The following is a 13,995-nucleotide window of genomic DNA, read 5'->3' on the forward strand; positions in this document are numbered from 1 at the left end:
CTCCGGTTAAAACATTTAAGGGTTAACCCATGACTGATCAATTACAAGATGAGAATAAGCTGATTGCTGAACGTCGCGCGAAATTGGATAAAATCCGCGAAAACTGCAAGGCAAACGGCCACCCGAATGATTTCCGTCGCGATAGCCTAGCGGCAGATCTGCAGGCTAAGTACGGCGAACTAAGCAAAGAAGAGCTTGCTGAAGCGGGTCACGTAGTGGCGATTGCTGGCCGTATCATGGCTAAGCGTGGTCCATTCCTGGCCATCCAAGACGTTTCTGGCCGCATTCAGGCATACGCCGACAAGAATGTTCAGAAAGAGCTGAAAGAGAAATACTCTGGCCTTGATATCGGTGACATCATCGGTGTTAAAGGTGCGCTGCACAAGTCGGGCAAGGGTGATCTGTACGTGAACATGGACGAGTACGAGTTGCTGACTAAAGCACTGCGTCCTCTACCAGAGAAATTCCACGGCCTGACTGACCAGGAAATGCGTTACCGTCAGCGTTACGTTGACCTGATCGTGAACGACGATTCTCGCAACGCGTTCATCATCCGCTCTAAGCTGGTGGCATCTATCCGTAACTTCATGACAGCGAAAGGCTACCTTGAAGTTGAAACGCCGATGATGCACGTGATCCCGGGTGGTGCGACAGCACGTCCGTTTATCACTCACCACAATGCGCTAGACATCGACATGTACCTGCGTGTTGCGCCTGAGCTGTACCTGAAGCGCTTGGTTGTGGGTGGTTTCGACCGTGTATTCGAAATCAACCGTAACTTCCGTAACGAAGGCCTATCGCCTCGCCACAACCCAGAATTCACTATGATGGAATTCTACCAGGCATACGCGGACTACAAAGATCTGATGGATCTGACCGAAGAGATGCTGAGCACTGTAGCGATGGACGTACTGGGTTCAACCTCGATGCCTTACGGTGACGAGACAGTTGAATTCGGCGGCACTTACGCACGTATGAGCATGTTCGAAGCGATCAAGCACTACAACCCGAACCACGAGCAAATCCAGGCCCTGACAGAAGAAGATCTGCAGAACCGTGACCTGATGGTGTCTATCGCCAAGTCTGTTCACGTTGAAGTGGAAGATTTCTGGACCTGTGGTCAGCTGCTTGAGGAAATCTTTGGTGAGACGGCTGAGCCTAAACTGATCCAGCCAACCTTCATCACAGGTTACCCAGCAGACATCTCGCCGCTGGCTCGCCGTAGCGATGACAACCCGTTCTTCACTGACCGCTTTGAGTTCTTCATCGGCGGCCGTGAAGTGGCGAATGGTTTCTCTGAGCTTAACGATGCAGAAGACCAGGACGCGCGTTTCAAGGCACAGGTTGAAGCGAAAGATGCCGGTGATGACGAAGCTATGTTCTACGATGCAGACTACATCACTGCATTGGAGCACGGCCTACCGCCAACAGCTGGCCAAGGTATCGGTATCGACCGCCTGGCAATGCTGTTCACCAACACGCACACTATCCGTGACGTGATTTTGTTCCCGGCAATGCGCCCGCAGAACAACAACGCATAAGCCCCGCTTATCGTGATTGAAGAAGCCACCCTCCGGGGTGGCTTTTTTTATGGTTTCCAATAATGAAAGTTGGTGGAAAATTGTTCTTATAGTGAATTTTTGGGTGTGACCAAGCACACGTTTTACGTAATTGATAACCTTGTAGGCAAAGCGATAAGTCGCCACACATTCTGCTATTGATGGTATGAATAAGTTGCCGTTTTGCTTAGGGTTTAGTGTTTTGTTTTGTGTTTTTAATTTTATGTCAGTGATTAATTTTGTGTTTCAACTGTAGCTAAATTGTAAAAATTGTTCTTTTAAGTTTGTCTTGCCTGTGTAAAATGACGCCCAAACTCGCGATAGACAGCGGGAATAGGAAGTAAACAGAGTTTTTACAAGCACAACAGACTGGAGATGGACGATGAAGAAATCGCTATCAGGAAAGATATTTACAGGCTTGTTTGCCGGCCTGATCCTCGGTACGGCAATTCAGTACCTGTTTAACGGCGTGACCTTGATGGATACTTATGTGCTCGGCCTAGCGGAAGGTGCTGGCGGCATGTTTGTTTCACTGATCAAGCTTTTGGTTGTTCCTTTGGTGTACGTGTCGATTGTGTGCGGCATCGTTGAACTGAAAGATATCACCGCATTTGGTCGCCTTGGTGGTAAAACTTTTGCTCTCTACATTATCAATACCATCATCGCGATTACGGCGGCCTTGACCATAGGCATGATTTTCCAGCCGGGCGCGGGTGCGAACTTGGCAGGGACAGTGACAGAGTCAGTGCAACTGACCACGACCGAAACGCCGGATATTTTCTCGCTGATTGTTAACATCGTACCAAGCAACCCGGTGCAAGCTTTTGCTAACGGCGACATGCTGCAGATCATCTTCATGGCTATCCTGACTGGCTTGGCTATCCAAGCGCTGGATACCCGTGGCGGCCCAGCAATCAAAACCTTCAAAATGGCCAATGAAGTCATGATGAAGCTAGTTGGTCTGGTAATGAGCCTCGCGCCATTTGGTGTGTTTGCCCTGATGATCCAGTTGGGGGCGACATTGGATGCTAATACCCTGATGTCGGTTGCCGGTTATGTGGCGCTGGTTGTGTCGATGCTGGTGTTCTGGATTTTCTTCTTCTACCCAATGATGGTTGGCCTGACAACAGGTATCAAACCAAGTGCGTTCCTGCGCCACACCCGCGAGCAGATCCTGTTCTCGCTATCGACTGCAAGCTCGAATGCAACCATTCCGGTAACTATGCGTACCCTGACTGACAAGATTGGCGTATCCAAGTCGGTTGCTGGCTTTGGTGTTCCATTGGGCGCGACCATGAACATGTCTGGGGTTTCTATCTACATCGCATTGGCAACCCTGTTCGTAGCGAATGCGTTCGGCCAGCCAATCAACAGCGCTGATATCTTTACCCTTGGCCTGACTATCCTGCTACTGTCAATTGGTGCCGGTGGCGTACCGGGCGGCGGTGTGGTGATGGTTGGTGTACTCCTTCACCAACTAGGCCTACCACCTGAAGGTTTGGCTATCATTGCTGCGGTTGACCGAATCAATGATATGTTCTGTACCAGTTCAAACGTTGTTGGTGACACTGCAGTAAACACCATTGTTGCCAAGTCAGAGAATGAGATTGGTACAGCAGAAACAGAAGCCCAGGGTGAACAGGTGACTGTTAGCTAATGCTTTGTTGTAAAGGTATGAAATATGAAAGCGCCTGCGGGCGCTTTTTTTATTTGCGTCCAAAATTTCTTCCATCCGCCAGACTTGACTACAATTTTAATATTAAATTAATTGCGCATTAGTTAAATCGTGGTAGTTAGCTGGCGGCGGCCTTGCCGTTAACAAGGGGTATCTTTGCGCTGGGTATGACTTATCAGCTAGCAGGCTTGCTCTGGCCGGAAGGGATTGCAGATGAAAAGAATACAGGGAAACAACGCTGTCTTGGGAACATTGGTGATATTGGGGGGAGGGACCCCAACATGGATCAAGGTGCTGGAGAAAGCGGGCTGGGCTTGCCATCGCTGCTACGATCTCCGGGCGGCAGAGTCACTGATGTTGGAGCTTGGGCCGTGTATTGGTGTTGTTGATCTCACCCGTGATGATTTTAGCCTGCAAGGGGTTGCTGGGTTGGTCAACCGCAATAAGCAGGTGCGTTGGTTGGCGTTGGTACAGGAGCGACAATTAGCCCATGATTCTATCTGTCAGTTCATTGTGAATTTCTGTATTGATTATTTCACAGACCCTGTGCCTGAATCCCAACTACTCAACACGATCGGGCACCAACTAGGTATGCTCCAGCTTGAGCATCGGGTGTGGCCACAACTTGGCGTGTTTGGCCAATCCGGCTTGCAAGGAGAGCAGGCGGCGATGAAAAAGTTGCGCAATCACGTGAAGCGCATCGCAATGGCTGATGTACCTGTCCTGGTTCAGGGGGAAATAGGGACCGGTAAAGAATTGGTCGCCCAGGCAATTCATCAAGCTTCCACTCGGGGCAAAAGGGCGTTTGTTAATGTTAATTGCGAATCCCTACCTGAGAGTTGGATGGTAGAAATCAGTACAGGGAAACCTGAACAATGCTGCCTTGAGGCCGCCGATGGTGGCGTGCTTTTTTTGGATGAAATTACCCAGCTTGATCTTCCTCGCCAGCAAGAGTTGGTCCGTCTGCTTGAGGATGAGGCCTTTATAACCGAAACGGGTCGAAAGGTCTCGGCAGATATCCGGTTGATAGTCTCTACCCGTTATAGCCAAGAAGAGTTGTTGGAATCTGGCCTTCTGAGTGAGGAGCTCTATTTCCGCCTCAATGCTCTTGGTGTGATGGTACCGGCCCTGCGTGAACGGGGTGAGGATATCGTGCTGTTGGCTGAGTTTTTTATGCTGAAATTTGCCCGCCAATACAACAGCCCAGTCAAACAACTTTCACCGGAAGCCGGTCAACTGTTAGCCAGCTATTCCTGGCCTGGCAATGTTAGGGAGATGATCGGCCATATCAAGCGGGCGATATTGTTGGCCGATGACAAGGTGCTCGAAGCGGATCATCTCGATTTGCCAAGGATCATGGATGACAAGCAGAGTCTGAAGAAAATCCGGGCGGACTCTGAACGGGGGGCGATCATAGCTGTGCTTGAAAACAACAAGGGCCAGATTTCAGCTGCCGCGAGGGAGCTTGGCGTATCAAGGGCAACCATGTACCGGTTACTCAATAAGCATGATCTTGTTCCGCCGCCCAAGCACTTTCGCCAAGGCTGAGCCGGAGCCTTGCCCTGCCATTTATCTCTTTGTAGGTAATTCATTCATATTTCATTGCTATCTGGGGATAAATGCAGGAGATTGTTGTTTTTATCACCAGTAGCAATGTAAGTGGTTGTTTTGTAATCACGACTTGTTACAATAAACCCATATTTCACATCTTCATAACTTATTACCGGAGGAACTGATATGCAAAGTAGTATCTTGATGTCGCACACCTGTTCATTCGGTGATACCTGCGCCAAACCAAATCATTAACGGCAATCCGCTGTGTAAATGGGCCGCGGATTTCTGTCGCGGCTAGTTAAGTTTTGCTTATGTTGTCAGCCTGAACGGCAGGATCTGTGTCCCTCTTATTAACTATTAAATTAATTGGAGAGCACTATTATGCGCCACTCAGTCTATTTACGCCTTGCAGTCTTTCTTGTTCAACTCGATGTCAAACGTGAGGACGCGCTATGGCGGCGAGAACACCGACGTATTCAAATCAACTTGCCATATCACCTATCAGAGCACTTGCTCAAAGATATGGGGATAGATAAAGACCACCGTATCTCCCAAGATCTCTTGGCGACATCAGCGGGTCGTAAGGTGCGTCATTTGAGACGGGAGTACAAATCTAGACTTGTCACGTAACGCTTCCCCCGTAAATCGCTTGCGGGGGGAAGGAAATATGACCAACTGTTAGCAACAGGTATCAGCCGTCACGGCTTGTAACATTTACCAACGCTTTGCGACGAATGTGGCCTAGAGCCCATGGGGAGGCTTAGGTAAAGTAGTCGGGCATCAACAAAGGTGTCTACCTAAGTTGGTTGAGCTAATGTTTTTCGGCCCCCGTATTACGGGGGCTTTTTTTTGTCTTCAGTTTGCTGTTGACAGCGATGGTTGGCTTACGGACAAGGGTTGGAGTATTGGATTCCGACTTCTTGAAGATCCTGCAGAACGTCTTCGGTCAACGTGACATCTAGGCTGTCGATGTTGGCGTTAAGCTGCTCAAGGGTCGTTGCCCCGATGATATTGCTGGCAACAAAGGGGCGCTGGTTGACGAAGGCCAATGCCATTTGGGCCGGATCCAACCCATGCTTGTGCGCAACGTTGACATAGGCTTCGGTGGCAGCAATGCCCTGCGGCTTGAAATAACGTGAGAAACGCTCGAACAAGGTACAGCGTGCGCCTTGTGGACGAGCACCATTGAGGTATTTACCACTGAGGGTACCGAATGCGAGCGGTGAGTAGGCTAGTAGTTCGACCCCTTCATGGTGGCTGATTTCCGATAGTCCCACTTCAAAGCTGCGGTTGAGCAGGTTATAGGGGTTCTGGATAGTGACAACCCGTGGCAAATTGTGTTTTTCTGCCAGACGCAGGAATGACATCACGCCCCACGGGGTCTCGTTGGACAGGCCGATGTAACGGATTTTTCCAGCCCGGACCAATTCGTCCAATGCGGCGAGCGAGTCGGTCAGGGTGACCCCGGAATGATCTTCCTGGTATTGGTAGTTGAGCTGGCCGAAGCAGTTGGTTTCGCGCTGTGGCCAGTGAATTTGGTACAGGTCGATATAGTCGGTTTGTAGCCTGTTGAGGCTAGCTTCAACGGCATCATGGATATTGCGCCGGTCGAGAGCCATCTCAGGCCGGATATACGGCGTATTCCGCGGCCCCGCCACTTTAGTTGCCAGCACCACTTTGTCCCTGTTACTGGTCTTTTTCAACCAGTTACCGATATAGGTCTCAGTTAATCCTTGGCTTTTAGCGTTGGGGGGAACGGGATACATTTCTGCGGTATCGATAAAGTTGATCCCGCGTTCAAAAGCCAAATCAAGTTGGCTATGGGCCTCTTGCTCGTTGTTCTGTTCACCGAAGGTCATGGTACCGAGGCAGATTTTGCTGACCTCAAGGTTCGAGTGTGGGATCTTGTGGTATTTCATTAGCCCTCCTTGGACTCAGCAGATGTTCTTTTTTCGACTATAGCGCGAGTACAATAGTGTGAGAAGTCCCACAACACCCTTCCGAGTCTCTATCCTGACCTTGCTGGGATAATGATTGTGACCAATAGTTAAGCTGTATTGGGCTGTTTTATTGGGCAATGTTGGGGAGAGGCAAAATGAAGCTGTCACAGCTTAAGCACTGGACAAAAGCAGGTAATGGGGCCATCCCTGCGTGTATTCTGACGAGTTATGCCGGTTGCTCCGATTACTTGATAGAGGTCGAGTATAAACATCACCTTGAACCACTAAAGACCGATGGCGGCGAGATGGTTAAGTTCCAGTCGATTGAGCAGGCGGGGGATCTACTGCGGCCTCTTGGGATCACCAGTGTGACCCTCAGGATTATCGATCCCTATGATGAGTTCTCGCCGGATGGCCAGGTGGCTAGTTGCCGTGAGGATATGACAATCGCACTCTAGGACAGAGCTAAAGCATCAGCCGTTGGCTAAAGGATAAAATACTTTTCCAGCAGGCCTGCCGTAAACTGGGTCTTGAGGTAGAAGCCACGCGGCAGGGTTTTGATCGGCTGGCCATTGGCACCATAGGCTTCTGTCAGCGCTTTGCTGTTGGCCGCTTTCGGGCGTAACTGTAGCACTTCGCCGTGACGCGCTGTGATTTGTTCAACCTGGCCTAGCACTATCATATCCATCAATTCTTCCCAATCTTGCCGGAGCTGCTGTTCCTCCTCTGGCGATGGGCTCCATAACAGTGGCGAGCCGACATGGCGATCAGCTAAAGGAATATCCCGTTCACCTTCAACCGGGATCCACAGTACACGGGCAAGTTTGTGGCGGATATGGCTGTTTTCCCAACGTAAGCCGTGTAACCCAATCAGAGGGGCAACACAGACAAAAGTCGTTTCTAATGGCTTGCCATGATACCCCACCGGAATTGTCTTGAGCTCAATGCCAAGTTCGGCAAAGTCGGGTACCGGCTTGCTGCCGGCTGTGGCGCCGAGGTGCCATTCCAGCAGTTGCCCCACCCAGCCTTTATCACGTCGAAGATCGGGGGGAACGGTGATATTTGCCATGTTCGCCAGCTCACCGAGGGTCATCCCGGCCAGTGCATTGGCTCGCGTCAATAGTTCCTGTTCTGTCTTCGGCGTCGGTTGCATGGTGTCTACCTTGTTTGTGGCAGGCGATCCTACCATAGCTGCATCCGAGGATCCTATTATCTAGTTATCCACAGCTAAATGGGCGAAAAAACTTTATTTGGTTGAATATGTGTTTTTATACAGGGGTTGGTTGCTAATTTGAGCAGTTGTGTGATGGTTTTTTGAGTGGTTGCTGCTTTTTGATGTGGATAAAATGATGGCTGGTTGATCTTTGACCGATCTAAAGTTGTGGCAGAAATGATCTTGTCACAATGGAGTGTGAACATTAATGAAATTGTAATTAACCTATGTTTATAAAGGTTTTTTTATTTGGTTGAAATGGTTTTTTATGGCATGTCTACTATCAAGTATGGAACAGTAACCCGCGGGATTGACGGCTTCTTCACAATTCTATCCACAGAAATCGTGTATAAATGTGGGCTGGGTCTCATTGTGGTGTTTATAAAGTAGCCAGAAGTCAAAAGTTATCCAGATTATGAGGCTTGGCTAGGAAAATAGAAGGATAAATAACAATGTTTGTTTACCCATTGGGTTGTCTGTGAAAAAATCACTATTAATAGAGATTTAATTGAGGTCGTCCAGTGATTGATGGCGATGGGTACCGCCCAAATGTGGGTATTGTGATCTGTAATAGCCATGGCCAAGTATTCTGGGCTCGACGATATGGACAACATTCCTGGCAGTTTCCGCAAGGTGGTATAGACGAGGGTGAGACGCCTGAACAAGCTATGTACCGGGAACTCTACGAGGAAGTAGGGCTAACCAAGAAGGATGTACGTATTGTGGCGTCAAGCCGCCATTGGCTTCGCTACAAGTTACCCAAGCGACTGGTGCGCTGGGATTCTAAGCCAGTTTGTATCGGGCAAAAGCAGAAATGGTTTCTGCTCAGTCTAGAGTGCGATGAGTCAAAGGTGAATATGCAGCGTGGCAGCACGCCTGAATTCGATGGTTGGCGTTGGGTCAGCTATTGGTATCCGGTGCGTCAGGTTGTGTCCTTCAAGCGAGATGTTTATCGCAGAGCATTAAAAGAATTTGCTGCCATAGCCATGCCTTTTAAAGAGCGCAAAGAACGAAAAAAGCGCCGGGGCAAACGCGGCTAGGCCAGTTGGTAGGGAGCGGGGCGGATTATGCTGACGCAACTAAGAGAAATTGTTGAAAAGGTGGCGACTGCCCCGAGTCTGCTTGATGCCCTGGAACAACTGGTGATCAGCACCTGCAAGGCAATGAAAACCGAGTGTTGTTCGGTGTACATTGCTGATCAGCAGCGACAGCGTTTTACCTTGATGGCAACCAAGGGGCTAAGAAAGCCCCACCGTCATGTCGGCCTGCCTTTTGGGCAGGGCCTGGTGGGATTGGTTGCCGATAGGGCCGAACCAATCAATGTCGCCGACGCGCGCCATCACCCCCATTTCAAACATCTTCCCGGGATCGGGGAAGAATCTTTCAGTTCCTTTTTTGGTACCCCTATTATTCACCAGCGCCAGGTCTTGGGTGTGTTGGTTATCCAGCAGCGTGAGCAGCGTGAGTTCGATGAAAGCGAAGAGTCGTTCATGGTTACCCTGGCGGCGCAGCTGGCAGTGTTGCTGGCCCATGCCAAGGCGCAGGGGATGTGGCCGGATCAACATAATGGCTTGCATTTGGTTGGTTCAGCGGCATCGACCGGTGTCGCGGTTGCCCGTGCTTGGTGGGATGATAATCAACCTCGGTTAGAGTTGGTCTCCCCTGCCTCCTGTTTGGATCGGGAGGGAGAGCAAGAACGGCTGAGTATTGCCATCGAACTGGCGAGTGCTGAATTCCGTCGCCTGCGCAAGCGCTTCGATAGTGAGTTGCACAAAGAAACGCTGGCGATTTTCGACTTGTTCAGCCACCTGCTCAATGATCCCATGCTGCGCAAGGACTTGTTCCACAAGATCGCGGGGGGGGATTTGGCCGAGTGGGCGATTCGCCAAGTGGTCGAAACTTATTCTGCCCGTTTTGCCAACATGGAAGATGCCTACCTCAAAGAACGGGCTCAAGATATCCGTGAACTCGGACAGCGGCTGCTGTTCTTTTTGGCTAACGAAGAAGTTACCGAGCATGCTTGGGATGAGCCGGTGGTGTTGCTGACCCGCGAGTTGACTGCGGCCATGCTAGCCAGTGTGCCACGCGATAAATTGGCTGCCGTCGTTTCTCAAGAAGGGGCGGCTAACTCCCATGCTGCGATACTCTCAAGGGCGCTTGGGATCCCTGCGGTAATGGGTGTTGATTTTGTACCGGAGAAAATTCATAACAGTCAGGTTATTGTTGATGGCTACCGGGGCGATCTTCTGGTCAACCCAAACCGCCATGTGCTGGCTGAATACCTTCGCCTACAGAAGGAAGAGCAAGAACTAGCCGCCGTGGTTGAAACCGGACTGGATAAACCGGCGGCGACGCTGGATAACGAGCGGATCAATATTTTTCTCAATGCCGGTCTCAGTGCCGATACCAGTATCGCAGTTAACCGGGGGGTTGATGGCGTGGGTTTGTACCGTACAGAGGTGCCTTTCTTGCTGCAGCGTAGTTTCCCTTCTGAGGAAGAGCAAACCCAGCAATACCAGTCGATCCTCGAAACCTACTGCGGTAAACCGGTGGTGATGCGAACCTTGGATATTGGTGGGGATAAACCCTTGCCATACCTGGCGATTGAAGAGGACAACCCGTTCCTTGGCTGGCGCGGAATACGTTTTACCCTCGATCACCCAGAAATCTTTTTGATCCAAGTCCGGGCGATGCTCAAGGCGAGTATTGGCCATGACAACATGGATATCCTGCTGCCGATGATTTCCGGTATTGCCGAACTGGACGAGTCACTGACCCTGATTGAGCGGGCCTATACCGAGGTGGCGAAAACAGCTGCCGAACAGGGGTATACACTGCGTAGGCCGCGTATCGGGATCATGATTGAAGTCCCTTCCATCCTCTACCAGTTACCGGTCCTGAAAGGGCGGGTGGACTACATTTCTGTTGGTAGCAATGACTTAACCCAATATTTGTTGGCTGTTGACCGGAACAATTCTCGGGTTGCCGGTGTCTATGATGCACTGCATCCGTCAGTGATCCATGCACTCAAGCATATTATTGACGTGAGCCAGCAGTTACAGTTGCCGGTCAGTGTCTGCGGCGAGTTAGCCGGTGATCCTATTGGTGCTTTGTTGCTGGTGGGGATGGGTTACCGTTCGCTGAGTATGAATACCCGTAATGTGGCAAAGATAAAATATATGTTACGCCATGTATCGGTGAGTGATATGCAGCAGTTGGCAGATTTCGCCCTATCAGCAACCTATGCTGATGAAGTGCGGCGCAATACGATTGAGTTTGTTGATGGCCATGGTTTGGGCGGTTTTATCCGTGCCGGTAAGTAGCCTTGTTGTGTTGTCATTGGTGTGAGTAGTATGGCCGACATTTTGTCTATGTATGGCAACGAGTTATGGGTGTTTGGCTGTTGTCTGGTGCTTGGCGCGGTTGTTGGGGTTTTAGCGGGGCTACTGGGTATCGGCGGTGGTTTGCTGGTGGTACCTGCGCTGGTCTGGCTACTGCCTCAAGTCGGTATCGAAGCTAACTTGGTAATGCACATTGCGCTGGGGACTTCCCTTGCCAGCATAGTGCTGACATCGGGCTCCTCGGCCCGAAATCACTTTCGGCTAGGCAATGTGGATTTAACCATTGTTCGCAGTTTGGCGCCGGGGGTTGTCATCGGTGGGCTGGGGGGCAGTTTTGTCGCTGAGTTGGTGCCTTCCTCGATGCTGCCGAAAATCTTTGCCATTATTGTGTTGTTGCTAGCCACACAAATGCTGCTGTCGATGCGGTTAAGTGGCCAGCGTGATTTACCTGGTGGTCTGGGAACATTCTGCTCAGGTGGTGTGATTGGTGTAGTGTCCAGTTTAGCCGGTATTGGTGGTGGCTCTTTGACTGTGCCATACCTCAATTGGCATGGGGTTGAGATGCGCCGGGCCATTGGCTGCGCCTCGTTTTCCGGTGCATTGATTGCCATTGCGGGGATGACTGGATTTGTCCTGGCTGGAGTAGGGGAGCAGGCTTTGCCACCGATGAGCTTGGGCTATGTCTATTTGCCTGCATTGTTCGGGGTTGCACTGGTCTCGATGCAGACAACTCGGTTTGGTGCCGCTTGGGTGAGCTATTTGCCAACACCAGTACTAAAGAAAATATTTGCGGTTTTTTTACTGTTTGTCAGTATCAAAATGTTTATGGGGTAGTCATCATAGGCATATTGCCTGTGAAGTATAGAGATAAAATTGATGAGCCAAGGTTATTTAACGTTTCCGAATATTGATCCTGTGTTGATTGAGATCGGGCCGTTAGCCATCCGCTGGTATGGCATGATGTATTTATTGGGGTTTGTATTTGCCATGTGGTTGGCCAACCGCCGGGCTGACAAACCGGGTAGTGGCTGGACCCGCGAGCAGGTCAGCGACTTGTTGTTTGCCGGTTTCCTCGGTGTCGTACTGGGTGGCCGTATAGGTTACGTGCTGTTCTACAACTTCCCACTGTTTTTGGATAATCCGCTGTACTTGTTCAAGGTATGGACCGGCGGTATGTCATTCCACGGCGGTTTGCTCGGTGTGATTGCAGCAATGTTCTGGTATGCCTACAAGAACAACCGCACCTTCTTCAACGTTGCCGACTTTATTGCGCCGTTGGTGCCATTCGGGTTGGGGGTTGGCCGATTGGGCAACTTCATCAATGGTGAACTATGGGGAAGGGTGACTGACTCGCCATGGGGAATGGTCTTTCCGACGGGAGGCCCGTTGCCACGCCATCCCTCTCAGCTATACGAGTTCTTCCTTGAAGGCCTGGTGCTGATGATCATCCTCAATGTGTTCATCCGTAAGCCTCGCCCAGCCGGTGCGGCCTCAGGCTTGTTCCTATTCGGTTATGGCAGCTTCCGCTTTATCGTCGAGTACTTCCGCGAACCGGATGCACACCTTGGCTTGTTCGGCGGCTGGATCAGCATGGGACAAATCTTGTCACTGCCAATGGTCATTGGTGGCGCCCTGATGATGCTGTGGGCCTACAAGTGCCAGCCGAAGGGCAAGACAGCCTAATTCCAAGCAAATGATAACAAGGCAGCCCGAGGGCTGCCTTTTTTGTGTTTGGAGATAATCTCTCCCTGAATAATTTGTGGTTTCGTGTAGAATTAGCCGCACTTGAAATTTTGAACTAAGGCCAGCGGAACCATGAAACAGTATCTCGCGCTTTGCCAGCGCATTGTGGACGAAGGAGTATGGGTTGAGAACGAGCGTACAGGCAAGCGATGCCTGACGGTGATCAATGCCGACTTGAACTATGATGTTGCCAACAACCAGTTTCCGCTGATCACTACCCGCAAGAGCTTCTGGAAAGCGGCGATTGCAGAGATGCTGGGTTATATCCGCGGCTACGACAATGCTGCAGATTTCCGTGCTCTGGGTACCAAGACCTGGGATATGAATGCCAACGACAATGCGGCTTGGCTGGCAAACCCGCACCGTAAAGGTGAGGATGACATGGGCCGTGTATATGGCGTACAGGGCCGTAGCTGGCAAAAGCCAGATGGCAGCACGATCGACCAACTGCGTAAAATCATCGATAACCTGAGCAAAGGCATTGATGACCGTGGTGAGATCCTGACTTTCTATAATCCAGGTGAGTTTGATATGGGCTGTCTGCGCCCGTGTATGCACACCCACACTTTCTCTTTGGTTGGTGATACCCTTCACCTGACCAGCTACCAGCGCTCTTGTGATGTACCATTGGGGCTGAACTTCAACCAAATTCAGGTTTTTGCCCTGTTGGCCCTGGTGGCCCAGATCACCGGCCACAAACCGGGACAGGCATACCACAAGATCGTCAATGCCCACATCTACGAAGATCAGCTAGAGCTGATGCGTGATGTCCAACTCAAGCGTGAGCCGTTCCCGTCACCACAGCTGAAGATCAACCCTGACATCAAATCGCTGGAAGATTTGGAAACTTGGGTTACCATGGATGACTTCGAGGTAGTTGGCTACCAGCATCACGACCCGATCAGGTACCCTTTTTCTGTATAGAAACCTTGCTGCGGGTAACAAAATATTGCTGCGGAAACACTTTTGA

12 protein-coding genes are annotated in these 13,995 nt (G+C 50.6%); 10 read left to right on the forward strand and 2 right to left on the reverse strand.

Features of this window, described 5'->3' with window-relative positions; all coding sequences use genetic code 11:
- Window positions 1-29: 29 nt before the first annotated feature.
- The 4 genes from lysS (at window position 30) to BIZ37_RS17385 (ending at window position 5,418) form a co-directional block, all read left to right on the forward strand.
- Window positions 30-1,541, forward strand: a complete 1,512-nt coding sequence (lysS, locus tag BIZ37_RS17370; protein ID WP_187462550.1) for a lysine--tRNA ligase — start codon at window positions 30-32, stop codon at window positions 1,539-1,541.
- A 400-nt stretch (window positions 1,542-1,941) separates the two neighbouring features.
- Complete coding sequence (locus BIZ37_RS17375) at window positions 1,942-3,216, forward strand: dicarboxylate/amino acid:cation symporter (protein ID WP_107300376.1); 1,275 nt, start codon at window positions 1,942-1,944, stop codon at window positions 3,214-3,216.
- Window positions 3,217-3,447: 231 nt separating this feature from the next.
- Window positions 3,448-4,782 carry a sigma-54 dependent transcriptional regulator gene (locus BIZ37_RS17380; RefSeq protein WP_187462551.1) on the forward strand — a complete coding sequence of 445 codons (1,335 nt, stop codon included), beginning with the start codon at window positions 3,448-3,450 and terminating at the stop codon, window positions 4,780-4,782.
- 387 nt (window positions 4,783-5,169) lie between these two features.
- The gene (locus BIZ37_RS17385; RefSeq protein WP_107300374.1) at window positions 5,170-5,418 is read left to right on the forward strand and encodes a hypothetical protein; all 249 of its coding nucleotides are present in this window, start codon (window positions 5,170-5,172) and stop codon (window positions 5,416-5,418) included.
- 254 nt (window positions 5,419-5,672) lie between these two features.
- On the opposite strand, the gene BIZ37_RS17390 is transcribed toward BIZ37_RS17385, so the two are convergent.
- Window positions 5,673-6,707 (reverse strand): NADP(H)-dependent aldo-keto reductase, encoded by a 1,035-nt coding sequence (locus BIZ37_RS17390; RefSeq protein ID WP_187462552.1) that lies wholly within the window; start codon window positions 6,705-6,707, stop codon window positions 5,673-5,675.
- Between the two features lie 176 nt (window positions 6,708-6,883).
- Between BIZ37_RS17390 and BIZ37_RS17395 the strand changes: the two genes are divergently transcribed.
- Window positions 6,884-7,186: a DUF6482 family protein gene (locus BIZ37_RS17395; protein WP_187462553.1), complete on the forward strand. Its 303-nt coding sequence runs from the start codon at window positions 6,884-6,886 to the stop codon at window positions 7,184-7,186.
- A gap of 26 nt (window positions 7,187-7,212) precedes the next feature.
- On the opposite strand, the gene mutH is transcribed toward BIZ37_RS17395, so the two are convergent.
- Window positions 7,213-7,881 carry a DNA mismatch repair endonuclease MutH gene (mutH, locus tag BIZ37_RS17400; protein WP_187462556.1) on the reverse strand — a complete coding sequence of 223 codons (669 nt, stop codon included), beginning with the start codon at window positions 7,879-7,881 and terminating at the stop codon, window positions 7,213-7,215.
- Between the two features lie 581 nt (window positions 7,882-8,462).
- On the opposite strand from mutH, the gene rppH reads away from it, so the two are divergent.
- The 5 genes from rppH (at window position 8,463) to BIZ37_RS17425 (ending at window position 13,949) form a co-directional block, all read left to right on the forward strand.
- A complete protein-coding gene (rppH, locus tag BIZ37_RS17405; protein WP_039465987.1) occupies window positions 8,463-8,981 on the forward strand; it encodes an RNA pyrophosphohydrolase in 519 nt (172 codons plus the stop codon).
- A gap of 27 nt (window positions 8,982-9,008) precedes the next feature.
- Window positions 9,009-11,264, forward strand: a complete 2,256-nt coding sequence (ptsP, locus tag BIZ37_RS17410) for a phosphoenolpyruvate--protein phosphotransferase (RefSeq protein ID WP_187462554.1) — start codon at window positions 9,009-9,011, stop codon at window positions 11,262-11,264.
- Window positions 11,265-11,312: 48 nt separating this feature from the next.
- Complete coding sequence (locus BIZ37_RS17415) at window positions 11,313-12,116, forward strand: sulfite exporter TauE/SafE family protein (RefSeq protein ID WP_187462557.1); 804 nt, start codon at window positions 11,313-11,315, stop codon at window positions 12,114-12,116.
- A 42-nt stretch (window positions 12,117-12,158) separates the two neighbouring features.
- Complete coding sequence (gene lgt / locus BIZ37_RS17420; protein ID WP_107300369.1) at window positions 12,159-12,965, forward strand: prolipoprotein diacylglyceryl transferase; 807 nt, start codon at window positions 12,159-12,161, stop codon at window positions 12,963-12,965.
- A 132-nt stretch (window positions 12,966-13,097) separates the two neighbouring features.
- Complete coding sequence (locus tag BIZ37_RS17425; RefSeq protein WP_187462555.1) at window positions 13,098-13,949, forward strand: thymidylate synthase; 852 nt, start codon at window positions 13,098-13,100, stop codon at window positions 13,947-13,949.
- The last annotated feature ends 46 nt before the right edge of the window (window positions 13,950-13,995 follow it).

Source organism: Photobacterium sp. BZF1 (assembly GCF_014349205.1).
In the GTDB taxonomy this organism is placed as follows: domain Bacteria; phylum Pseudomonadota; class Gammaproteobacteria; order Enterobacterales; family Vibrionaceae; genus Photobacterium.